Here is a 22,592-nt window from a genome sequence, read left to right on the forward strand (position 1 = left end):
TTCCGTCTCCTGGCTTCCAATCGCGGTTTTTTGTTTTGGCGAATGAAAATCGTACACAGGACGCGGGCCATGCCCTCCTGCGTCAGGGCCGGAATCCGAAAGTGCGCAAGATTTCGGACGTTATCTAGATTGTGTGGCTGATCGGCATCTATTTCGCTTATGTGTGGCACCCGGTTGGTAGTAAGCCGTCTTCGGTCGTTGAAATCGCAACGGTTGGAACTCGCAGACATGAGAACATCTGCCACACGTAAACGAGATATGTCCGGTCCATACTGCGAATCTGCCACACGTAAGCGGAATGGCCGTCATAGACGGCAGTCCGCGAAAGGATATTCTCGGCAACTCGGCTTCTTGTCTCAGGCGGCGCATTGTCTCACATCTCAAACCGACACGCCAGAAGCGAAGTAACGTGGCCGTACCATTCGAAGTGTTATATCGACGATGGTATCGCAGCATCGCATATCATCGCTTATCGCATCGGAGGGAATATGTCCTTGACTGATGATCAGCTGACGACTCTGACCGCAGCTGGCAAGGATTACGACTACTACAACATTGCGAATCTTCCCGGCATCGACCATTTGCCTTACTCGTTGAAGGTCCTCGTCGAGAACCTGGTGCGCAACATCGATGGCGCCAACATCACCGATGATCACGTCAAGGCGCTGCTTGACTGGGATCCGAACGCCCAGCCGAGCCACGAGATCCAGTTCACGCCGTCCCGCGTGGTCATGCAGGACTTCACCGGCGTGCCGTGCATCGTCGATCTCGCCACCATGCGCGATGCGGTCAAGGAACTCGGGGGAGACCCGGAGGTCATCAACCCTCAGGTCCAGTCCGACATGGTGATCGACCACTCCGTACAGATCGACAAGTACGGCGTCGCCGATGCCGTCGAACAGAACATGGACATCGAATACCAGCGCAACGGCGAACGCTACCAGTTCCTGCGCTGGGGACAGCAGGCCTTCCGGAACTTCCGCGTGGTGCCGCCGGGAACCGGCATCATCCACCAGGTCAACATCGAATACCTCGCCAAGGTCGTCATGACCAAGGCAGAGCAGAACGGCAACACCCTCGCGTACCTCGACTCCTGCGTCGGCACCGACTCGCACACCACCACCGTCAACGGTCTGGGCGTGCTCGGCTGGGGCGTGGGCGGCATCGAAGCCGAAGCCGCCATGCTCGGCCAGCCCATCTCCATGCTCGTGCCGCGCGTCGTCGGCTTCAAGCTCACCGGCTCCATCCCCGAAGGCGTCACCGCCACCGACGTGGTGCTCACCATCACCGACATGCTGCGCCAGCACGGCGTGGTCGGCAAGTTCGTCGAATTCTACGGCGAAGGCATCGCCTCCGTGCCGCTGGCCAACCGCGCGACCATCGGCAACATGGGCCCGGAATTCGGCTCCACCTGCGGCATCTTCCCGATCGACGGCGTCACGCTCGACTACCTGCGCCTGACCGGCCGCTCCGAAGAGCAGATCGCCCTCGTCGAAGCCTACGCCAAGGCCAACAAGCTGTGGGGCGACACCACCGACCCGAACTACGTGGAACCGCAGTATTCCGAATACCTCGAACTCGACCTCGGCACGGTCGTGCCGTCCATCGCAGGCCCGAAGCGCCCGCAGGACCGCATCAAGCTGAGCGAATCCAAGACGAAGTTCGAAGCCACCCTGACGGACTACGAGACCGACAAGACCGTGCAGGAACCGGTCGCGGTCTCCACCGACTTCCGCGGCGACTTCGACATCACGAACGGTGACGTGGCCATCGCATCCATCACCTCCTGCACCAACACCTCCAACCCGTCCGTCATGATCGCGGCCGGCCTCATCGCCCGCAACGCACACGCCAAGGGACTCAAGCCCAAGCCGTGGGTCAAGACCTCGCTCGCACCAGGCTCCCAGGTCGTGGCCGACTACCTCAAGGCCGCCGGCCTGCAGGACGACCTCGACGCGCTCGGCTACCAGCTCGTCGGCTTCGGCTGCGCCACCTGCATCGGCAACTCCGGCCCGCTGCTGCCCGAAATCTCCGAAGCCATCAACGCCAACGACCTGACCGTCACCTCCGTGCTGAGCGGCAACCGCAACTTCGAAGGCCGCATCAGCCCCGACGTCAAGATGAACTACCTGGCATCCCCGCCGCTCGTCATCGCCTACGCGCTCGCCGGCACCATGGACTTCGACTTCGAGACCCAGCCGCTCGGCAAGGATACCGAAGGCAACGACGTGTACCTCAAGGACATCTGGCCGACCAACGAGGAGGTCGCCGCAGTCGTCGACGGCACCGTCAGCCGCGAGATGTTCCTCAAGGACTACGCCTCCGTGTTCGAAGGCGACCGCCGTTGGAAGGGGCTCGACGTGCCGGAAGGCGAACTGTTCGCCTGGGACGAGAACTCCACCTACGTGCGCAAGCAGACCTTCTTCGACGGCATGAAATCCACCCCGGACCCCGTCAAGGACATCCACGGCGCCCGCGTGCTCGCCCTGCTCGGCGACTCCGTGACCACCGACCACATCTCCCCGGCAGGCGCGTTCAAGGCCTCCAGCCCGGCAGGCAAATACCTCACCGAGCACGGCGTCGAACCAAGGAACTTCAACTCCTACGGTTCCCGCCGAGGCAACCACGAGGTCATGGTCCGCGGCACGTTCGGCAACATCCGCCTGCGCAACCAGCTGCTCGCCTCCGTCGGCGAGGACATCACCCCCGGCGGCTTCACCTACGACTTCCTTGCCAAGAAGCCGACCACCATCTTCGAAGCGTCCCGCGACTACATCGACCATGACGTGCCGCTCGTCGTGCTCGCCGGCAAGGAATACGGCACCGGCTCCTCCCGCGACTGGGCCGCCAAGGGCACCGTCATGCTGGGCGTCAAGGCCGTCATCACCGAAAGCTTCGAACGCATCCACCGCTCCAACCTCATCGGCATGGGCGTGCTCCCGCTCCAGTTCCCCGAAGGCGAATCCTACGAGAGCCTCGGTCTCAACGGCACCGAAACCTACGACATCTCCGGCATCGAAGCCCTCAACAACGGCTCCACCCCGAAGACCGTCCACGTCACCGCCACCCACGACGACGGTTCCAAGACCGAATTCGACGCGGTCGTGCGCATCGATACGCCGGGCGAAGCCGACTACTACCGCAACGGAGGTATTCTCCAGTACGTCCTGCGCAACCTGATGCGCTGATCCGCTTAGCAGATCAGCGCGCGAGGCGGAACAAGCGGAAGCCCTGTGGGCTTCCGCCCGCCGGAGCCATCCTTCTATAGTCGAAGGACGGAGTGTCGGCTGCGCTGAGCCGTAAGGCTGTCAGTCCAGTGGACTGACAGTAGGCGAAGTGAGCGGCTATGCCGCGAAGGCTGGCGTAGCCAGCCGGAACTCGACGTACCTTCGTACGCCTTCGTTCCGTGCGCCTTGCCGACACACGCGTCCTTCGACTATTTCCAGAGGAGTTTTCTGCGTTGCTCCTCAGTCGGCGTACTGATACTCCTTCCTTCGGTGCGCCTTGAAACCGCACGCGTCCTTCGACTATTTACTGATTTGATTTGTTCAAGCAGGTTAGAGTCGACGCAATGACGAGCAGGCCGGAATCGTAAGGTTCCGGCCTGTCTGCATATCGGGGCTAGGGTGGAGGCATGCTCGATCACATCACACTCCATGTTTCGGATGCCGCACGAAGCATCGCATTCTATACTAAGGCTCTGGCACCGCTCGGCTACATTCCCAAAGCGCACCACGAGCCGACCATCGGATTCGGCGTCGACGATGGTACGCCGCGATCCGACTTCTACGTCTCGCCAATGGACAAGCCCGGGCAGACTCCCGTTCCCACTCATATCGCGTTCCGTGCCGACAGCGAGCAGGCCGTACGCGACTTCTACGAGGCAGCCCTCGCCGCAGGCGGCACCAGCAATGGCGAGCCGGGGCCACGTGCCTACCATCCCGGCTATTACGCCGCCTTCGTGCTTGACCCGGACTGCAACAACATCGAAGCCGTCACCGACTGGTCGCACGACGTCTGTCGGTGAGCGAGTCCTTCCAGGCACGGTATTCGTCGGCCTTGGCCTGCCAGTATGTGCGATCGTCGTCCGTGATCGGGCGGATCACATGGCACGGATTGCCCACGGCCACCGAATGCGACGGAATGTCCTTGACCACTACGGAGCCGGCGCCGATCACCACGTCATCGCCGATGGTCACGCCGGGGCCGACCACCACATTGCCGCCGAACCACACGTCGTTGCCGATGGTGATGGGGCGTGCGCCTTCCGGTCCGGAGGCCCGTACCGCGGCGTCGATCGGATGATAGGGGGTGTACAGTCCCACGCGCGGGCCGAAGAATACGCGATCGCCGATGGTGATCCTGGCCACGTCGAGGAAGATGCAGTCCATGTTGGCGTAGAAGTTGTCGCCGATGTACGTATTGCAACCGTAGTCACAGTTGAACGGCGGTTCCAGAAACGCTCCCTTGCCGAGCGAGCCGAACAGTTCGCGGAAGAGACGATCGCGTTCCTCGAAGGCGTCGTACGCCGACGTGTTGATGGCCTGTACCAGGCGGCGCTTGCGCATGTTCATCTCGTGCTGTTTCGGGCTGTCCGCCACGTACAGTTCGCCGGACAGCATGCGTTCCCATTCGTTCGCTGCCGTTGCCCCTGCTTGCGCATTATGCCGATCTGCCATTGCTGCTCCTTTGCATCAGAATGGGTCAAACGATTGACGTATATGATAATTCGACCATAGCACTCAATAAGACCCGAAACAAGAAGGCAGACTGCCGTCCTATCGCTTCTGCATGCGATAGGCTTTCCAGATCTCGCTCAGCTTGCGCCCGTCGGACGTGCGTTTCCACACGCTTAATCCGGCGCTGTTACCGCCCGCCGCACGCGCGGCGGCAGTGGGGGAGGAATACTCGTTGCCGTCCTCCAGCCGGAGCTTGCCATTGGCCGTTACGGTCGCGACCCAGCGCTCGCCCTTGCGAGGCCTTTCCCATACCAGCGTCTCTCCCGCGACCAGCAGGCCGGATTCCAGCACCTGCGCGATGGTCACACGCTTCGCGGTCGGCGTCCTGGGTGCCGAGCCGCGGGTCAGTTGCTGTTCGTCAAGAACCGACAGATCGGTATTGCCCTCGTCGTAACGGATATTCCAGAACTCGGCGATCAGGCGAACCGTCTCATCCTGGCGCCATTGCAGCGTTTTCGCCGTAAGCTCCTCGATATGCCCCAGCTTTTCGGTCAGCGGGAACCGTCTCGAACTGGAGGAAAGCAGCATGCGATCACGACGCTCCTTGAACGTCTGCAGCGGCGCAAGCTGCTGTTCATTGGCCTGGGTGAGCACCAGATTGCCGATGCGGGACGACCAGAAATCACGCAGCGATTCCGGCCATGCGGCGAACGGCGAATTCTTGGCGACACGTTCCGGCACGATCGGCAACGCGTTCAGACTGCGCGGGCGGGTGATGCGGAATCCCGCCTGCTGCTCGTTCGCGCGAATCAGCAGCAGACGATTCATCTTCGGATTGGTCTGCAGCTCGCCACGCAGATGTGCCAGCGCCGACCGGCGGTCATCGTCGGTGACGAGGAAGCCCTTGTTCTGCGGCATCGTGTAATCGCGGTCAAGCCCACGAACCGCATTGGCCATGCGTGTACGGCGTGTCAGCGGGCTCTGCCTGTTCAGACTGTCGACGCCGGTCACGCGTTCCAAAGCCTGCAGGATCGTCCTCAACCGCGTCCCGTCATGCAAGCGCATCGGCTCGCGCGGCGCAGGGGTCGTGCCACCATTCCCACTGCGGTCATCGGATCTCGTGAAGACCGCGGCGTCGGCACTGCCCAGATTGCCGACGGAATGCACCAATGCCCACATGGCGACGGTCTTCCAATCGGCAGTAGGATAGTCGTTGAGCAGCACCAGCTGCCTGACCACATCATCGGGCAATGCGGTATCGGTCGGATGGTCAAGCACACGCCACGCCATGGCATACGGCGCAAGCAGCTCGTCGATGAACGATATGACATTCTGCTCCTTGACATACGCGGCAAGCACATCCGCACGGAACTCCTCCAGCAGCTGCGTGCACACAGGCTTGTGGGAGACGATCAGATGCAGATCGGAGAAGAATTCCTCCAACACCTGCGCATCGTCTCCAAGCGGATCCATGATGTCATCCCATCGCGCGGCATACACGTTCCGTGCCGCAGGGGACAGCGCCGCCACCACCTTCGCCTTGAACACGTCGGACGCGGTCAGCGGCACGCCACGCATGTTCATCACATCGAAAATACGGTGCGCGCCTGCCAAATCGTCGGTGGTCACGATCACCAACGTGACCTGATTGACCAGATACGAGGCGAAACGATGGCGCTCGCCGTCATCGAGCTTTGCAAGCTCATCGAATACCTGCCGCGCATTGACCGCTATATTGCGCTGCGCATGCGTCTCCATATCGCCATCACGCAGATCGAACAGACCCTCAAGATCGCCCTCCTGCACATAGCTGCGGAAGAACTCCGCATCGCGATCGCGCAGACGCAGACGAGGCTCGGCCTTGATGCCGCGCAATTTGTTGCCAGGCTCCAAAATCAGCTCGTCAAGCTCCGAAAGCAGCACGGGATCGGTCTCCAACTCACGCAGCACCGCGATGATGATCGACAGCGAGATAAGACGCTGCTGCCCGTCGATGACCTGATACCTGCTCTCGCCGTCCCGGACCAGAATCAGCGAGCCAAGAAAATACGGCGTATTCGCGGAAGCGCTCGCATCCTGCAGGTCGGACACCAGCTGCAGGATATTCTCCGCCTGCCACGTGTAGGCGCGTTGAAACGACGGGATAACGAACCGATAATCCGACATGAACACCCTGCTGAGCGGCTTCTCCGTTGCGCTGATCGCCATAGTTGCTTCCCCTTTGACCTTATGAACCACAACTCGCCCCATTGTAGACGGCGCATGCAACCGAACAGTCCTGTCGCGTCAATGCACATCAACACGTCGATGCAGGACGACGTGGTCCGGGAATTGCGCTTTGAGGCTACTCCAAGGTTGTTGGGTAGACTGGGAGCCGTACGTACGACAAAGGAGCGATCATGGCTTTCGGTCAGGAACCCCGCAACACCAATCTCGGCAATCCCCAATACAACACCGCCGACTACAACAACCAAATGAACTACGCCCAGCCGGTTCAGCCGCAGGCGAACTACCAATACACCCAGTACACGCAGGGCGGCGCCGCCAGCGTGCAGATGTCCGCCGAACGCCAGCAGGAGTACGCCAAGGCGTACCATTCCTCCGTCACCCGTTCCTACGGCGAGATGACCATCGGCCTGCTCGTCACCGCAGCGGTGGCCATCGTCACCCAGATGACCGGCCTGTATGTCAGCTTCATCGAAGCCACCGGCATCATCGGCGTCTTCGCCCCGCTGGTCATCGAAATCGTGCTCGCCATCGCGCTCAGCGCCCGCATCACCAAGATGAAGACATCCACCGCGCGCGTCATGTTCTACATCTACGCGGCGCTCATGGGATTCTCCCTCAGCGTGATCTTCGCCGTATATGACCTCGGCACCATCGGCATCGCCCTCGCCCTGTGCGCCGGCTTCTTCTTCGCCCTCACCATGCTCGGCATGACCACCAAGGTCGATCTGCTCAAAGCCGGCCCCATCCTGTCCGTCGGTCTCATCGTTCTCATCATCGCCGAAGTCCTCCTCATGATCTTCGCCCCCGGCCAGACCACCCTCATGCTCATCTCCGCCCTCGGTCTCGTTCTCTTCGCAGGATTCACCGTCTACGACGCCCAGCAGACCCGCGCCATCTTCGCCCAGTACTCCGGCCAGGACACCGAGATGATCAAGAAGATCTCCATCCTCTGCGCCCTGAACCTGTACATCGACTTCGTGAACATGTTCCTGTATATCCTCCAGCTCCTCGGAGACCGCGACTGAAAAAACACGCAACGGAGCGTCCTCTGCGTTACGCAACACTCGACGTATTCGAATACGCCTTCGCGTTGCGTGCCTTGAGGACGCACGCGTTGCGTGTTTTTGTATTGCGGTGTCCTCTGCGTTGCACAACACTTGACGTATGCCGAATACGCCTTCGTGTTGTGCGCCTTGAGGACGCACGCGTTGCGTGTCCTTGTACGGTGGTCTCTGTTTTGCATGCCGTTCGCATGGCAATGACCAAGGACCGGCACACGAAGCGTGACTGTACAATAAGGCCTGACTGCAGTTCAGTCAGGCCTTATTCGTTGGGTGCGGATGCGTTCGGCGTGAATACGGTTACGGATATCGGGGTGCCATATGAAGAGGAAAGAAATCGTCGGCATGGGCTGTCTGGCATTGACCGCGCTCGTCTGGGGCCTGGCATTCGTCTCGCAGGTCCAGGGCATGGACTCCATGTCGCCGCTGTTCTTCAACGCCACGCGATTCACCTTGGGCGCGCTGTCGCTGATCCCGCTGCTGGTGGTCGTCCGATTACGCGGCAGCCGTTCCAGAGCTGGGGAGAAGCGCCACGATGCTTCCGGTAGGGAAGCGCCGATGCTCCTGCTCGGCAACGGCAGGAAAGTGGCCTTGCCGGCATGGGCCTCCAGTTCCGTCGCGGTCGGCATCCTCTGCGGATTGGTGCTGTTCTCGGCCAGTACGGCGCAACAATACGGCGTGCTATACAGCCGTTCCGCCGGGCGCTCCGGATTCATCACCGCTCTGTACATCGTCATGGTGCCGCTGCTCGCCTTCGCAGTGCTGCGCAGGCGCATCCATTCCAATGTCGTGCTGAGCGTCGTGCTCGCGGTGATCGGCTTCTACCTGCTGTGTGTCACCGACGGTTTCGGTTCCATCACCGTGGCCGATCTGGTGCTGTTGGCAAGTGCGGTGCTGTTCGCCGCGCACATTCTCGTCATCGACACGTTCGGCAAGGAACTGGACGCGTTGACCATATCGTTCTTCCAGACGCTCACCACCGCGGTGCTGAGCTGGATCGGCGCGCTGGCGGAGGGATCCGTGGATTGGGCCGGTGCCGGCCACGCGTGGGTGGCGGTCGTATATGCCGGCGTTGGTTCGGTGGGCGTCGCCTATACGTTGCAGGTAGTGGGGCAGCGGTATGTGCCGCCCACCCGCGGCGCGATGCTCATGTCGCTGGAATCGTTCTTCTCGGCGCTTGGCGGCGCGATCATACTCGGTGAGGTGATGACCGCCAGAGGCTATCTTGGCTGTGCGTTGATCTTCGCCGGCACCATGCTGGCCCAATTGTCCATCGAATCGCTCAAACGACATCGTCCCTGACCGTCGGAACGATCAGGGACGACAGCATCGAATCTCTTCGGATGCCTCACGCAGTGGTGCGAGGGGTGTCCTCGGTCTGCGGAGCGCCGTTGATGTCCCTGTGAATGTTCTGCATCTGCACTTCGATGTTCTGTAGGCTGCGCGCGCAATCCAGCAGGGTCTGCGAATGCTCGGCCAGCTTGGCGTCGGGCAGATCGGTCTTATAGCGCAGCGCATGCTCCAGGCTCGCCCAGTAATCCATCGCGATGGTGCGGAACTGCACCTCGACCGGCATGTAGTGCTCGCCGGACGAGAGGAACACCGGGGCCGCGTAGATCACGTGCAGCGAACGGTATCCATTCTGCTTGGGGTTCTTGATGTAGTCCTTGACGCGCAGCACCTGGATGTCCGACTGGGACGACAGGTAATTCGACACTGAATACACGTCGTCGCGGTAGTTGCAGATCACGCGGATGCCGGCCACGTCGAACAGGTTGTCACGTACGGATTCGACGGAGATCGGTAGATTGCGCCGCTCCAGCTTGCCGATGATCGATTTGATGGACTTCAGGCGGCGCTCCATATGATGAATCGGATCGTGGCTGAACCGAACCTGGAACTCGTCGTCGAGAATCTCCAGTTTGGTGCTCACCTCGTACATCGCGCCCTCGTACAGCTGCATCAGATTGATGAACTCGGCGATGTCGTCGACGCTGAACCGCCCAGTGGTGGAGTCGAGCATCTTGAGCTGTGCGCTGATGTCGGATGTTTTGAATCTGCTATGTCGGTCTAATATCACGCCTTCCAATATAGCCGACGGCATCGGGCGAACCTGTGATATTACTGAACGGGTCATGCCACGCCGATACAGTTATGCACTATGAACGAAGACATGATGACCGAGGCGGAGCGCGCCTCGAAGCTGGCCGAAGGCAGCGCCGACACCGTTCCCGCACGAGGCAGGGGCGTGTTCTATGTGCATACGCTCGGATGCCAGATGAACGTGCACGATTCCGAACGCATCGCCGGTGTGCTGGAACAGGCGGGCTATGTTCCCGCCACCGAGGAACAGTACCTCGACCACGACATCGACCTGATCGTGATGAACACCTGCGCGGTGCGCGAGAACGCCGCCGAACGCATGTACGGCACCATCGGCCTGTGGGCCAACATGAAGCGCGAGCGCCCGAATCTGCAGATCGCGGTCGGCGGCTGCATGGCGCAGCTGGACCGTGAGAAGATCGCCCGGAAGGCGCCATGGGTCGACGCCGTGTTCGGCACCAAGAACATCGGCGCTTTGCCGCAGCTGCTCGATCAGGCCCGCATCCAGGGGCATGCGCAGGTGAAGGTGCAGGAGGATCTGAACTACTTCCCGAGCCAACTGCCCACCGACCGTGCGTCCAAGGTGTCGAGCTGGGTCGCCATCTCCGTGGGGTGCAACAACACGTGCACGTTCTGCATCGTGCCCACCACGCGAGGCAAGGAGCATGACCGTCGTCCCGGCGATATTCTTGCCGAGATCCGCAAATGCGTGGACGAGGGTGCCAAGGAGGTCACGCTGCTCGGCCAGAACGTGAACTCCTTCGGATACGGTATCGGCGACAGGTTCGCCTTTTCCAAGCTGCTGCGCGCCTGCGGCGAGATCGAAGGTCTGGAACGTGTGCGGTTCACTTCGCCGCATCCGGCCGCCTTCACCGACGATGTGATCGCCGCGATGGCGGAGACCCCGAACGTGATGCATCAGCTGCATTTCCCACTGCAGTCCGGTTCCGACCGCATCCTGCGCGCCATGCGTCGTTCGTACCGTTCCGCCAAGTTCCTTGACATTCTGCGCAAGATCCGTCAGGCCATGCCGGATGCGCAGATCTCCACGGACATCATCGTCGGATTCCCCGGTGAGACGGAGGAGGATTTCCAGGAGACCCTGCGCGTGGTGGAGGAGGCGCGGTTCTCGTCCGCGTTCACGTTCATCTATTCGCCGCGCCCCGGCACTCCGGCCGCGTCGATGGAGCAGCTGCCGCACGACGTGGTGCAGGACCGTTTCGACCGTCTTGTCGCATTGCAGGAGCGTATCACCGAGGAGAATCTGAAGACCTTCGAGGGGCGCGATGTCGAAGTGATGGTGACCGGCGTTCCGGGCAAGAAGGATTCCGCCACGCATCGTGTGACAGGCCGCGAGCGTACGGGCGTGCTGGTGCATGTGGGTGTGCCGGAGGGCATGCCCACGCCGCAGGTGGGTGATTTCGTCACTGCGACCGTGACCCATGCGGGCCGTCATAATCTGATCGCCGATCCTGATGTGAAGGCGGGGCAGACCTATGCAGTCCGTCACTGAGGGTGTGGAGAGCCGCGATTCCGCGGAACGTGTTGCGGCTGGCGAGCATGGGCATGCCGCCCGCGTGGTTTCCATCGTCGGCCCCACCGCTTCGGGCAAGACCGGGCTTGGCATCGCCATCGCCCAGCGTTTGGCCGAGCGCGGCGAGCGTGCCGAGATCGTCAACGCGGACGCCTATCAGATGTACCGCGGCATGGATATCGGCACCGCCAAGCCGACCGCCGAGGAACAGGCCGCCGTACCGCATCACCTTATCGACATCATCGATCCCGACGACACGATGACCGTGGCCAGGTTCCAGCAGCTCGCACGTGAAGCCATCGCCGATCTGCAGTCACGTGGCATCCGTCCGATTCTTGTCGGCGGGTCCGGCCTGTACGCTCGCGCTGCGATCGATGACATCTCGTTCCCGGGTACCGATCCGCAGATTCGCGCACGGCTGGAACGCCGTGAGCAGGAGGAGGGTGCCGGGGCATTGTTCGAGGAGCTTCGTGCCAAGGACCCGCAGGCGGCATCGCGCATGGATCCGCGCAATCCCCGCCGCACCATCCGCGCATTGGAGGTCATCGAACTGACGGGGCGTCCGTATTCGGCGAGCCTGCCGCGCTACCGCTATGTCATCCCCACCGTGCAACTCGGCCTTGATCTGGATCGCGCGAATCTCGACCGGCGCATCGACATCCGCACCGCGCAGATGCGCCGCGATGGATTCCTTGACGAGGCCCGCCGGCTGCGCCCGCATATGGGACTGACAGCCTCGCGCGCGTTGGGCTACCAGCAGATGTTCGATCTGCTGGACGGATTATGGGACGAGCGTGATGCCTGGGCAGACGTGGCGCAGAAGACCAAGCGTCTGGCACGCAAGCAGATGGGCTGGTTCGGTCGCGATCCGCGCATCCACTGGCTGCAGGCGTTGAACCCTGCATTGGTGGACAATGCGATGGCAATCATCGACCATGCGGATGCCGGCGACTACGATGCCATCGACGCACAGGCCGACGCCTATACGCAGCATCATCTCGGCGACATCGCCTAGATTGGCGGCTGATCGCTGACAGGCATTTTCCGATGGGAGCCGTGACCCGTGACACTCGGCATTCGGCCGGTCAGTGCGCGGGCCCCTGCTCCCAACCGGCGATCAGGAACACGCGCGTCGGATTCGCCGGGCGCACGGCGGCGGCGAATATACGCTCGAACGCGTGGGTATCACCCCGGTAGGCCTTGTATTTCGCGGCCTGGTACGCTTCGCGTGTCACCGGGCTCCAATCGAGATCCCAACCGGCGTCATGTGCCAGTCGGGAGACGAACACGCGCAGGGTCATGGCATTGCCGCCCGCGAATGGGTGCAGATAGCCCAGCTCGTCATGAATCGCGGCAAGGTGCCGGACGAAGTCGATACGGTCGAGACACGCCAGATTCCGCCGTTCCGCCAGTTCCATGGCGATATTCGCCGCGCCGGTCTCGATAAGCTGGGCCGGGAAGAACGGTTCCGTGTTCGCCTGGCCGGAACCGTTCTCGCGCGGTGCGTTCACCGTGCGCAATGTGCCGGCGTCATCGAAGACGCTCGCGAACAGAATGGTGTGTATGGCGGTCAGTTCCGCAAGATCTCCGGTCGCCCGCCAGCCGTGTGCCGGCAGCAGCACGTTCCTTGCGAACAGACTCGATGCGTGGTCGGCTTCGGCGTCTTTCGCAGCGGCGTCTGCGTGATGATTTCGTCCGCTTGATGAAACGGATTCGCCGTCGGCGATCGCCATCAGGCGGGATATGTCGATTGCGCCACGCTCGTAGGCGACTGCGGCACGCATCGTTTCCGGGCCGGGCGTCATGTTCTCCAATGCACAGTTCTTCAACGCGAATGCGACTGCGCTCGCACGTTCCGCGGGTGTCATGCTCCCGATCATAGCGCGGCGGGGTGTTCCGCATGGTGGCCTCGATTCATCGAGGAAATGGGTGAATCGGGATGCGGTGGCCGATATGGGAGCGCCGATGGGTAGAATCTGACACGTTATGGCAAGAACAGCATCATCATCGAACAGCAAGAAGAACGCTCCCAAGTCGTCGCGGTCCAAGACGCAGGCTGACGAGTACGAGGAAGAGGAACCGTTGTGGCAGTCGATCCTGCTGGCGGTGCCGCGTGCGTTCGGCAGCGCCGTGCGCGCGATGACGGGAACGGGGGAGTACGATCCCGCCTATCGCCGTGACGGATTGTGCTTCGTCATGGTGGTGCTCGGCGTGCTGTTCTGCGCGTCCGAGTGGTTCCGCGTGCAGGGGCCGCTTGGCCGATTCCTGCACTCGCTTGCCTCCGGCGCCTTCGGGCTAATGAGCGTTATCCTGCCGGTGTTCCTCTTTGCCGTTGCAATCCGCCTGATGCGGCATTCCGGCCATGGTTCCGGCAATCCGCGCGTGGTTGTCGGGCTCATGGTGCTGTTCTGGGTCGTCTGCTCGATTCTCGATGTCGAACTTGCCTCGCAGGCCCAGGGCTTCGATATCGAGGCGATGCAGCATGCCGGCGGATTGGTCGGGTACATCGTCGGCACGCCGCTTGCCTGGGGCCTGTCCGAGACGTTCGCCGTGGTCGTGTTCGTGGTCATCGGCGTATTCGCGTTGATGCTGATCGCAAGAATCCACGTCGAGGACATTCCCGTCATCTGGCACAACATCGTTTCCAAGCTTCGCGGGCGGCAGACCGATGGGCAGGAACAGGCCGAGGGCGATGCGCGCGACGAGCAATTCCCCAATGAGGTTCGTTTGGACGGCAGCACCCTCGAGCTCGCGGAAGGCGTTCCCGCGCATGATGGCACCGATGATGAGCAGTCAGACGACGAAGCCGACGCCGAACCCGGCCTGCTGGCCAGGATCTCCAGGTTCTTCTCGCGCAGGAAGCATGAGGAGACCGACACCAAACTCGATTCCTACCAGGGCGACGATCCGTTCACCCAGGCGGCGTCCCGCCATGGCCAGGCAGCGGAGACGTCGTTGGATGAGCATCAAGGCACCACGCAGATCATGCCGTCCGGCATGATGCCCACGGTGGTGACGCCGTCCGCGGTGCCGCCCGTCCCGTCCGTGGAACATACGATGGTCATGGACGCCGATGACGGTACCGTGCCGGTGGCAAGCCGCGCAGCCGATGAGGGTAGCGACCCGTGGGCGCCGATAGCGCAGGAGGCCGAGCCGCCGGCACCTCCCAGCCAGGCCGCCCAGCCCGCTCAATCCCAGGTGTCCCAGGCTCAGTCCCAGCCGCAGACGCTTGCCCTCGGTGCCGGATCCGGGGCGTACGGCGCCGACTCCGGGGAATATGCGGCGGTCCCGTCCTCCGCCGGTTCCGCCGGCGAAGCACCGCAGTCCGCCGAAGGCGTGGAGCCCCCGTACCATCTGCCCGACCTCGATATCCTCGCCCATGGCAAGCCGCATGCGGCGCGTACCCCGGCCAATGACCGTGTGATTCGTGCGCTGACATCCACCTTCCAGCAGTTCAAGGTCGATGCCAAGGTCGTCGGCTTCCTGCGTGGCCCCTCCGTCACCCAGTACGAGGTCGAGCTCGGCCCCGGCGTCAAGGTCGAGAAGGTCACCAATCTGCGCCGCAACATCGCCTACGCCGTGGCGAGCTCCGATGTGCGCATCCTGTCTCCGATTCCCGGCAAATCGGCCATCGGCATCGAGATCCCGAACGAGGATCGAGAGATCGTATGCCTGGGTGATGTGCTGCGCAGCGAGAAGGTCGTCAGCGACCCGAACCCCATGATCACCGGCATTGGCAAGGATGTGGAGGGCCATTTCGTCACCGCCGATCTGACCAAGATGCCGCACCTTCTGGTGGCAGGCGCCACCGGCTCCGGTAAGTCCAGTTTCGTCAACTCGATGCTGACCTCGATCATCATGCGTGCCACTCCCGATCAGGTGCGCCTGATCCTCGTCGACCCCAAGCGCGTCGAACTGTCGGCCTATGCCGGCATCCCGCACCTGCTCACGCCGATCATCACCGACCCGAAGAAGGCCGCTCAGGCATTGGAATGGGTGGTCAAGGAGATGGACTCGCGCTATTCCGATCTGGAGTTCTTCGGGTTCCGCCATGTCAAGGACTTCAACGAGGCCGTGCGCGCCGGCAAGGTGCATGCGCCGGCGGGTTCCAAGCGCAAGGTCGCCCCGTATCCGTACATCCTCGTGGTCGTCGACGAGATGGCCGATCTGATGATGGTGGCGAAGAACGACGTCGAAAGCTCCATCCAGCGCATCACCCAGCTTGCCCGTGCGGCCGGCGTGCATCTGGTGCTCGCCACGCAGCGTCCGTCCGTCGATGTGGTGACCGGTCTGATCAAGGCCAACATTCCATCCAGACTGGCGTTCACCACCTCGTCGGCCACCGATTCTCGCGTCATCCTCGACACCACCGGTGCCGAGACGCTGATCGGTCAGGGTGACGGCCTGTTCCTGCCGATGGGGTCGGCCAAGCCGATCCGTGTGCAGGGCTCGTGGGTGAACGAGTCCGAGATCCGCAAGGCCGTGGAGTTCGTGCGGACCCAGCGCAAGCCAAGATACCGCGAGGACATCGAGCAGATGGCCGAGCAGGCCGAGAAGAAGGCTCTCGAACCGGACGAGGAGATCGGCGGCGATATGGACGTGCTGCTGCAGGCCGCCGAACTGGTGGTCACCACGCAGTTCGGATCCACCTCCATGCTGCAGCGCAAGCTCAGGGTGGGTTTCGCCAAGGCCGGACGTCTGATGGATCTGCTCGAATCGCGTGGTGTGGTCGGCCCGTCCGAAGGCTCGAAGGCACGAGAGGTACTGGTGCAGCCGGACGATCTGCCTGCCGTGCTCGCCTTCATCCGCGGCGAGACCGACAGCCTCACCCCGTCCCAGGCTTCCGCTCCCGGCGCGGACGCCTGACCGGCGGGTGACCCGCAAGGTAGAGCATCAAGGGTAACGTGTGGGGATATGGCTGAAGAACAAAGCATCCAATCAAAGAAATCCTCGCTGTTGGACGGCTGGAACGCCCCGCCGAACCTGGTGACCTACTGCCGCATCGTACTGGTCGTGGTCTTCCTCGGACTCTACATCGCGGCCGGCGCATGGGGCACCCACAGCACCTCCATGCGCTGGGCGGCGGCGATCATCTTCATCATCGCCGCCTGCACCGATAAGCTCGACGGCTGGATGGCGCGCAAGTACAACCAGGTGACCGAACTCGGCAAGCTGATGGATCCCATCGCCGACAAGCTCATGACCTGCGGCACGCTGATCGTGGCCTCCGTCTTCGCCGAATTCCCGTGGTGGGCCACCATCCTGTTCCTGATCCGCGAGATCGGCATCACCGTGATGCGCTTCTTCGTTATGGAACGCCCGGGCGGCAAGGTGATCGCCGCCGCATGGCCTGGCAAGCTGAAGACCCTGTTCCAGTGCATCGGCCTGGCCATGCTGCTGATCCCCGCCCAGATCGGCGGCCCGCAGCAGGCTGCCGCCGCATGGGTGAACGTGTACTACATCGTCACCTACGTCATGCTGTACGTGGCTTTGGTGCTGTGCCTGTATTCCGGCGGCATCTACCTGTACAACACGTTCGTCGGCTCGCGTAAGGGAGCGAACGACTGAAACGACTAATGTCGTTTCTATGAACGAAAATCAATCCTCGAACTATCAGCAGCCCGCCGCCGCGATTCTGCACGATTACGAGTCCAGGGGACTCAAGATCGCATGCGCCGAATCGTTGACCGGCGGGCTGCTTGCCGATTCGCTGGTGCGTATCCCCGGCGCATCCAACGTGTTTCTCGGTTCCGCGGTCACCTATGACATCAAGGCGAAGGCATCCATCCTCGGCGTCGATCGCGGGTTGCTTGAGCGTGAGGGGGCGGTGCATCCCGAAGTCGCCCGTCAAATGGCTGCCTGCACCGCGCATCTGTATGATCAGCCTGAATATGCCGGCGGTGTCGTCGGATTGTCGACCACCGGCGTGGCAGGCCCCGGTCCGGACGGCGACAAACCGGCAGGACTGGTCTATGTGGGCATCGCCGTTCCCGGCGGTATGGTCGGCGCATTGCCCGATCCGGCATCCGTCGCGCTGCCCGAGCGCACGGCGGTGGTCATGGATGGCGAGCGAGCCTGGCGGGATATGGGCAACGGCTGGCATGCGGTCGCCTTCGAACTGCGACTGAACGGTTCGCGCGAGCAGGTGCGGGAGGGGGTCGTGAGCCATGTGCTGCGTATTGTGACGCAGCTCACACTGCCTGTTATGGAATAAAATGCCCCTTGTTCGCTGTTGGGGTAGATAGACAGTCGAACAGCCTTATGGAGTGCAAAGGGGATCGGATATGGAAACGTTGACTCAGGTTCGTCAAGCCACGACCACGAACACCGCGAAGATTGCCCCGCCGATGGTGCAGCCCGGCGCCGCGCGTATGCGTGAATTGACTCCGGCCCAGCGTCGCGCCGTCGTGCTGGCGCAGCAGCAGGTGATGAAGGCGCGTGCAGCCAAGAAGGCGAAGGACGAGGCGGCGCAGATGCGTCGCCGCATGTGGCACGACGAAGAGGCGGTTGCCCAGGCGGCCCCGCATAGCGAGACCAAGACGGCACAGCGGCAGGAAGACACGCTGTCGTTGCGTGGGGCCATCGGCCTGGTGCTGCGCGACCTGCGTTCGCGTGACCATAAGACCTTGCGTGAAGTCAGCGAGAAGGCCGGCGTCTCCCTTGGCTATCTTTCCGAGGTGGAACGTGGCCAGAAGGAGGCCAGCTCCGAACTGCTGAGCTCCATCGCCGAGGCATTGGGCGTGAGCACCGCGCAGCTGCTGCGCATGGTGGCCGATCGACTCGATATGGTTGCATAGCGTAGAACGGCGAGCAAGCCGAAAGCATACGACATCGTTCAATGGGGTTGCCTGCGGGCAGCCCCATTGCCGTATACGGCGTATATGGCGGGGGCGGTGTGCAGGCTGCTTCGCAATGTGGGAAGTTTAACGGGCTCGTAGCAAACTGTGCCTAGGTTGTCCTTATGCCGGTCCACGGGAGTGGGCCCACAGAGACGAGAGAGGTTGCTTATGCCATTCACACGTATCAAGGCCGTCATGGCGCTGACATTGAGCGCCGCCATGCTGCTTTCCACAGCGGCCTGCGGCACCACCGACGATTCGGACTCCGGCAGCAAGGCGTCCGGCTCATCCAGCATCGAGGGTTACGACGTCAGCTCCGTCACCAAGGACGAGTCCATCGCCAAGCTGCTGCCGGAATCCGTCACCAAGGACGGCAAGTTCACCGTCGGCATGGATCTGTCGTATCCGCCGGCGGAATTCCTTGCCGCCGACGGCAAGACCCCGGTCGGCTTCGACGTCGACCTCGTCAAGGCCATGGCCAAGGAGTTCGGTCTGACCGCCGACCCGCAGAACGCGAATTTCGATTCCATCATCCCGTCTGTCGGTGCCAAGTACGACGTCGGCATCTCATCCTTCACCATCACGCCGGAACGTCTCAAGGCCGTCGACTTCGTCAGCATCTTCAAGGCCGGATCCGCTTGGGTGGTGCGTAAGGGCAATCCGAACAAGGTGGATGTGTCCGATGTGTGCGGACTGAAGGTCACCGTGCAGACCGCCACCATCCAGGAAGAGGAGGTCAACAAGCTCAACAAGCAGTGCAAGGCCGACGGCAAGAAGGCCATCGACATCCTGTCGAACAAGCTGCAGACCGATGTGACGACCAACGTGACCACCGGCAAGGCCGACGTCTCATACGCCGATTCGTCCGTCGCCGGCTACGCGATCGCCCAGACCGACGGCCAGCTTGAGACCTTGGGCAAGGCCACCGGCATGGCCAAGGAGGCCGTCGCCATCAAGAAGGGCGACACGGCCACGGCGCAGGCGGTGCAGAAGGCTCTGCAGAAGCTCATCGACGACGGCACGTACATGAAGATCCTCAAGCATTGGGGCGTCGAATCCGGTGCCATCGACAAATCCGAGATCAATCCGACCGACGTCACCGACTGACACCAACGGGACGCCGGATATAGCAAGCCTCGATTTCGATCGGGGCTTCTCCGTTTTCCGGTGGCCGACCCGAGCAAACAGGCGCATCCGTGCAATTATCGTGCCCATTGGCGATACTGGCATAGTTTGACATTGTGCGACGCGCAGAAGAGAACAAGAGAAAGAACACTGCAATGGCATTGAAGAACCTGAAGACCGTGGCCGCCGCCGTACTGAGCGTGGCCATGCTGGTTTCGGTCGCGGCATGCGGCACCAGCGACACTTCGGACGATTCCGCGTCCGGGAAGTCCAACACCACCACCGGCTACGATGTGAGCACCGTCGCCAAGGACGACGAGCTTGCCAAGCTCGCGAAGGGCAACACCGTCAAGAGCGGCGAACTGTCCGTCGGCATGGAGCTGTCGTACGCCCCGGCCGAGTTCCTTGCCGAAGACGGCAAGACCCCGACCGGCTATGACGTGGATCTCGCCAAGGCCATCGGCAAGGTGCTGGGTCTGAAGACCAAGATCGTGTCCTCCATGTTCGACACGATCGTGCCGTCCGTCGGTGCCAAGTACGATCTGGGCATCACCGCCATGACCATCACCAAGGAACGTATGGATTCCGTCGACTTCGTCAGCTATTACCGCGCCGGCTCCACTTGGACCGTGCAGAAGGGCAACCCGAAGAAGATCGATTCCTCCGACCTGTGCGGCAACAAGATCGCCGTGCAGACCGGCACTGTGCAGGAGGACGAGGCGAACAAGATCGCCAAGCAGTGCAAGGCCGATGGCAAGAAGGATGCCGAAGTCGTTTCCTACAAGCGTCAGGCCGAGGCGGCGACCGCCGTGGCCACCGGCAAGGCGGACACGTTCTACGCCGATTCGCCTGTGGCGGGCTACGCGATTTCCCAGACCGACGGTCTTGAGGCTCTCGGCAAGGACGTCGGCGTGGTCAAGGAGGGCATCGCCATCAAGAAGGGCAACACCCAGATGGACAACGCCGTGCAGAAGGCCGTGCAGAAGCTCATGGACGACGGCACGTACATGAAGATCCTCAAGCATTGGGGCGTCGAATCCGGCGCTCTCGACAAGGCCGAGATCAACCCGACCGATCTCGACTGATTCCGTCTCTAGGGTACACAGGCAAGGAAGGCAGAAAGCATGGCGAAGAAACAGGTCGACGGCGAGAACCTCGACATTCCCAATCGCATCAAGGCGTTGCCGGTGAGAAGAACCGGACCGGTCGTGGCCGCGATCATCGTCGCGTTGTTCGCCGCGATGCTGGTGCAGGGATTGATCACCAACCCGCGTTTCGAATGGAACATCGTATGGAAGTACCTGTTCAACGAGAACGTGCTTGAGGGCATCAAATACACTCTGCTGCTTACGGTGATCTCCATGGCCATCGCCATCGTCCTGGCCGTGCTGCTCGCCATCATGCGCAAGTCCATCAACCCGGTGCTGCGCGGCGTGAGCTGGTTCTACATCTGGTTCTTCCGTGGAACCCCTGTGTACACGCAGCTGGTGTTCTGGGGTCTGTTCGCCGTGCTGGTACCGCGCATCGGCATCGGCATCCCGTTCACTTCCGTGGAATTCTGGAGCATCGATTCGCAGTCCGTCATTACCGCGTTCAACGCGGCCTGGCTGGGTCTGGCGCTCAACGAGGCCGCCTATCTGGCCGAGATCGTGCGTGCCGGTCTTGAAGCGGTCGACCCGGGGCAGACGGAGGCCGCCAAGGCCCTCGGCATGAAGCGCACGCTCATCATGCGCCGCATCATCCTGCCGCAGGCCATGCGCATCATCATCCCGCCGACCGGCAACGAGTTCATCGGCATGCTCAAGACCACGTCGCTGGTCAACGCCGTGCCGTTCACGCTGGAACTGCAGTTCGCCACCACCGCCATTTCGACCCGCCTGTACAAGCCGATCCCGCTGCTGATCGTGGCCTGCATCTGGTACCTGGTCATCACCTCCATCCTGATGGTGATCCAGTCCAGGCTGGAGAAGCACTTCGGCAAGGGATTCGACGCCCGTCCGGTCGGTGCCCGCGGCAAGCGCGCGCCGTTGCCAGGCAAGACCGAAGGCGAGCCGAAGGAAGACGTCAACAAGCACAATGAAGCCGTGTTCACGGGCATGACCGCGTGAGGGGAGCGATGATGAGCAAGACAACGAAGGAAACCTCCAAGAACGTTCCCGCGGTGAAGGCCATCCAGGTGCATAAGGCGTTCGGTGACCTGCACGTGCTCAAGGGCGTGGATATGACCGTCGAGCCCGGCAGCGTCACGGTGATTCTGGGGCCTTCCGGCTCGGGCAAGTCCACGCTGCTGCGTCTGATCAACCAGCTGGAGACGTTGACCGGCGGCGAGATCGACGTCGATGGCGAGATGATCGGCTACAAGTACGTGGAGAAGAAGGGCCAGCGTGTGCTGCAGACCCTGAACGACAAGGAAGTGGCCGCCCAGCGCGCGAAGCTCGGCATGGTGTTCCAGCGGTTCAATCTGTTCCCGCATATGACGGCGCTGGAGAACGTGATGGAAGCCCCGGTGCACGTGCAGCATATGGGCAAGGCCGAAGCCAGGGAGCTGGCCGTGCGCGAGCTGCAGCGCGTGGGACTGGGGGAGCGCCTGGACTACTACCCCTCGCAGCTTTCCGGCGGTCAGCAGCAGCGTGTGGCCATCGCCCGCGCACTGGCCATGAAACCGGAGATCATGCTGTTCGACGAGCCCACGTCCGCGCTCGACCCCGAGCTGGTGGGCGAGGTGCTGAACGTCATGCTCGACCTTGCCCGCGAGGGCATGACCATGATCGTCGTCACGCACGAGATCGGATTCGCCCGTGAGGTCGCCGACCAGATCGTGTTCATGGACGGCGGCGTGGTCGTGGAACAGGGTGGTCCCGAGATCATCGACAATCCGACCGAGCCCAGGTTCAAGGACTTCCTGCAGCACGTGCTGTAAGCGTGTGCCACTGGCCGGGCGCGCCCGGCAGGACGGATGATAAAGCCCCATGGTGTAACTGCCATGGGGCTTTATCGTCGTCCGGCACGTCGGCATCGGTCC

The 22,592-nt window shown here is 62.1% G+C and carries 18 protein-coding genes; 14 read left to right on the forward strand and 4 right to left on the reverse strand.

Annotated elements, in window-relative coordinates; genetic code table 11:
• The first annotated feature begins 488 nt into the window (after positions 1-488).
• Together acnA and G1C98_RS03260 are read left to right on the forward strand one after the other, a co-directional pair.
• A complete protein-coding gene (gene acnA / locus G1C98_RS03255; RefSeq protein ID WP_169079215.1) occupies positions 489-3,188 on the forward strand; it encodes an aconitate hydratase AcnA in 2,700 nt (899 codons plus the stop codon).
• Between the two features lie 446 nt (positions 3,189-3,634).
• Positions 3,635-4,027 carry a VOC family protein gene (locus G1C98_RS03260; RefSeq protein ID WP_169079217.1) on the forward strand — a complete coding sequence of 131 codons (393 nt, stop codon included), beginning with the start codon at positions 3,635-3,637 and terminating at the stop codon, positions 4,025-4,027.
• Here G1C98_RS03260 and G1C98_RS03265 read toward each other — a convergent pair.
• Positions 3,996-4,679: a sugar O-acetyltransferase gene (locus tag G1C98_RS03265; RefSeq protein ID WP_169079219.1), complete on the reverse strand. Its 684-nt coding sequence runs from the start codon at positions 4,677-4,679 to the stop codon at positions 3,996-3,998. The two genes, G1C98_RS03260 and G1C98_RS03265, sit on opposite strands and share 32 nt — an antisense overlap.
• A gap of 99 nt (positions 4,680-4,778) precedes the next feature.
• On the reverse strand, positions 4,779-6,887 hold the full coding sequence (locus G1C98_RS03270; RefSeq protein ID WP_169079221.1) for a GmrSD restriction endonuclease domain-containing protein: 2,109 nt from the start codon (positions 6,885-6,887) through the stop codon (positions 4,779-4,781).
• Between the two features lie 191 nt (positions 6,888-7,078).
• Between G1C98_RS03270 and G1C98_RS03275 the strand changes: the two genes are divergently transcribed.
• Together G1C98_RS03275 and G1C98_RS03280 are read left to right on the forward strand one after the other, a co-directional pair.
• Complete coding sequence (locus G1C98_RS03275) at positions 7,079-7,933, forward strand: Bax inhibitor-1/YccA family protein (RefSeq protein WP_169079223.1); 855 nt, start codon at positions 7,079-7,081, stop codon at positions 7,931-7,933.
• Positions 7,934-8,290: 357 nt separating this feature from the next.
• The gene (locus G1C98_RS03280) at positions 8,291-9,271 is read left to right on the forward strand and encodes a DMT family transporter (RefSeq protein WP_169079225.1); all 981 of its coding nucleotides are present in this window, start codon (positions 8,291-8,293) and stop codon (positions 9,269-9,271) included.
• 46 nt (positions 9,272-9,317) lie between these two features.
• On the opposite strand, the gene G1C98_RS03285 is transcribed toward G1C98_RS03280, so the two are convergent.
• A complete protein-coding gene (locus G1C98_RS03285; protein WP_169079227.1) occupies positions 9,318-10,073 on the reverse strand; it encodes a GTP pyrophosphokinase in 756 nt (251 codons plus the stop codon).
• Positions 10,074-10,130: 57 nt separating this feature from the next.
• On the opposite strand from G1C98_RS03285, the gene miaB reads away from it, so the two are divergent.
• On the forward strand, positions 10,131-11,585 hold the full coding sequence (gene miaB, locus G1C98_RS03290) for a tRNA (N6-isopentenyl adenosine(37)-C2)-methylthiotransferase MiaB (RefSeq protein ID WP_169079229.1): 1,455 nt from the start codon (positions 10,131-10,133) through the stop codon (positions 11,583-11,585).
• Entirely contained in the window at positions 11,569-12,621 is a 1,053-nt protein-coding gene (gene miaA, locus G1C98_RS03295) for a tRNA (adenosine(37)-N6)-dimethylallyltransferase MiaA (RefSeq protein ID WP_205831869.1), read from the forward strand. Before miaB ends, miaA begins: the two co-directional genes overlap by 17 nt.
• A gap of 70 nt (positions 12,622-12,691) precedes the next feature.
• Here miaA and G1C98_RS03300 read toward each other — a convergent pair whose 3' ends face one another.
• Positions 12,692-13,474 carry a Fic family protein gene (locus tag G1C98_RS03300; RefSeq protein WP_169079231.1) on the reverse strand — a complete coding sequence of 261 codons (783 nt, stop codon included), beginning with the start codon at positions 13,472-13,474 and terminating at the stop codon, positions 12,692-12,694.
• Positions 13,475-13,592: 118 nt separating this feature from the next.
• Between G1C98_RS03300 and G1C98_RS03305 the strand changes: the two genes are divergently transcribed.
• From G1C98_RS03305 to G1C98_RS03340, 8 genes are all read left to right on the forward strand, one after another.
• Entirely contained in the window at positions 13,593-16,472 is a 2,880-nt protein-coding gene (locus tag G1C98_RS03305; RefSeq protein ID WP_169079233.1) for an FtsK/SpoIIIE family DNA translocase, read from the forward strand.
• A gap of 48 nt (positions 16,473-16,520) precedes the next feature.
• A complete protein-coding gene (gene pgsA / locus G1C98_RS03310) occupies positions 16,521-17,174 on the forward strand; it encodes a CDP-diacylglycerol--glycerol-3-phosphate 3-phosphatidyltransferase (RefSeq protein ID WP_169079235.1) in 654 nt (217 codons plus the stop codon).
• Between the two features lie 19 nt (positions 17,175-17,193).
• Positions 17,194-17,820 (forward strand): CinA family protein, encoded by a 627-nt coding sequence (locus G1C98_RS03315; protein ID WP_169079237.1) that lies wholly within the window; start codon positions 17,194-17,196, stop codon positions 17,818-17,820.
• Between the two features lie 70 nt (positions 17,821-17,890).
• On the forward strand, positions 17,891-18,403 hold the full coding sequence (locus G1C98_RS03320) for a helix-turn-helix domain-containing protein (RefSeq protein WP_169079239.1): 513 nt from the start codon (positions 17,891-17,893) through the stop codon (positions 18,401-18,403).
• A gap of 210 nt (positions 18,404-18,613) precedes the next feature.
• Positions 18,614-19,552, forward strand: a complete 939-nt coding sequence (locus tag G1C98_RS03325; protein WP_169079241.1) for an ABC transporter substrate-binding protein — start codon at positions 18,614-18,616, stop codon at positions 19,550-19,552.
• 173 nt (positions 19,553-19,725) lie between these two features.
• Positions 19,726-20,655, forward strand: a complete 930-nt coding sequence (locus tag G1C98_RS03330) for an ABC transporter substrate-binding protein (protein ID WP_169079243.1) — start codon at positions 19,726-19,728, stop codon at positions 20,653-20,655.
• A 39-nt stretch (positions 20,656-20,694) separates the two neighbouring features.
• Positions 20,695-21,678, forward strand: coding sequence for an amino acid ABC transporter permease (locus G1C98_RS03335; RefSeq protein WP_169079245.1), 984 nt, complete (start codon positions 20,695-20,697; stop codon positions 21,676-21,678).
• A gap of 8 nt (positions 21,679-21,686) precedes the next feature.
• Complete coding sequence (locus G1C98_RS03340) at positions 21,687-22,490, forward strand: amino acid ABC transporter ATP-binding protein (RefSeq protein ID WP_205831870.1); 804 nt, start codon at positions 21,687-21,689, stop codon at positions 22,488-22,490.
• Positions 22,491-22,592 lie beyond the last annotated feature (102 nt).

It is taken from the genome of Bifidobacterium erythrocebi, assembly GCF_012932675.1.
In the GTDB taxonomy this organism is placed as follows: Bacteria; Actinomycetota; Actinomycetes; order Actinomycetales; family Bifidobacteriaceae; genus Bifidobacterium; species Bifidobacterium erythrocebi.

Coding starts and splice junctions, on each gene's coding strand:
- acnA (WP_169079215.1), top strand. CDS start 489: ATGTCCTTGACTGATGATCAGCTGACGACTCTGACCGCAGCTGGCAAG.
- G1C98_RS03260 (WP_169079217.1), top strand. CDS start 3,635: ATGCTCGATCACATCACACTCCATGTTTCGGATGCCGCACGAAGCATC.
- G1C98_RS03265 (WP_169079219.1), bottom strand. CDS start 4,679: ATGGCAGATCGGCATAATGCGCAAGCAGGGGCAACGGCAGCGAACGAA.
- G1C98_RS03270 (WP_169079221.1), bottom strand. CDS start 6,887: ATGGCGATCAGCGCAACGGAGAAGCCGCTCAGCAGGGTGTTCATGTCG.
- G1C98_RS03275 (WP_169079223.1), top strand. CDS start 7,079: ATGGCTTTCGGTCAGGAACCCCGCAACACCAATCTCGGCAATCCCCAA.
- G1C98_RS03280 (WP_169079225.1), top strand. CDS start 8,291: ATGAAGAGGAAAGAAATCGTCGGCATGGGCTGTCTGGCATTGACCGCG.
- G1C98_RS03285 (WP_169079227.1), bottom strand. CDS start 10,073: ATGCCGTCGGCTATATTGGAAGGCGTGATATTAGACCGACATAGCAGA.
- miaB (WP_169079229.1), top strand. CDS start 10,131: ATGAACGAAGACATGATGACCGAGGCGGAGCGCGCCTCGAAGCTGGCC.
- miaA (WP_205831869.1), top strand. CDS start 11,569: ATGCAGTCCGTCACTGAGGGTGTGGAGAGCCGCGATTCCGCGGAACGT.
- G1C98_RS03300 (WP_169079231.1), bottom strand. CDS start 13,474: ATGACACCCGCGGAACGTGCGAGCGCAGTCGCATTCGCGTTGAAGAAC.
- G1C98_RS03305 (WP_169079233.1), top strand. CDS start 13,593: ATGGCAAGAACAGCATCATCATCGAACAGCAAGAAGAACGCTCCCAAG.
- pgsA (WP_169079235.1), top strand. CDS start 16,521: ATGGCTGAAGAACAAAGCATCCAATCAAAGAAATCCTCGCTGTTGGAC.
- G1C98_RS03315 (WP_169079237.1), top strand. CDS start 17,194: ATGAACGAAAATCAATCCTCGAACTATCAGCAGCCCGCCGCCGCGATT.
- G1C98_RS03320 (WP_169079239.1), top strand. CDS start 17,891: ATGGAAACGTTGACTCAGGTTCGTCAAGCCACGACCACGAACACCGCG.
- G1C98_RS03325 (WP_169079241.1), top strand. CDS start 18,614: ATGCCATTCACACGTATCAAGGCCGTCATGGCGCTGACATTGAGCGCC.
- G1C98_RS03330 (WP_169079243.1), top strand. CDS start 19,726: ATGGCATTGAAGAACCTGAAGACCGTGGCCGCCGCCGTACTGAGCGTG.
- G1C98_RS03335 (WP_169079245.1), top strand. CDS start 20,695: ATGGCGAAGAAACAGGTCGACGGCGAGAACCTCGACATTCCCAATCGC.
- G1C98_RS03340 (WP_205831870.1), top strand. CDS start 21,687: ATGATGAGCAAGACAACGAAGGAAACCTCCAAGAACGTTCCCGCGGTG.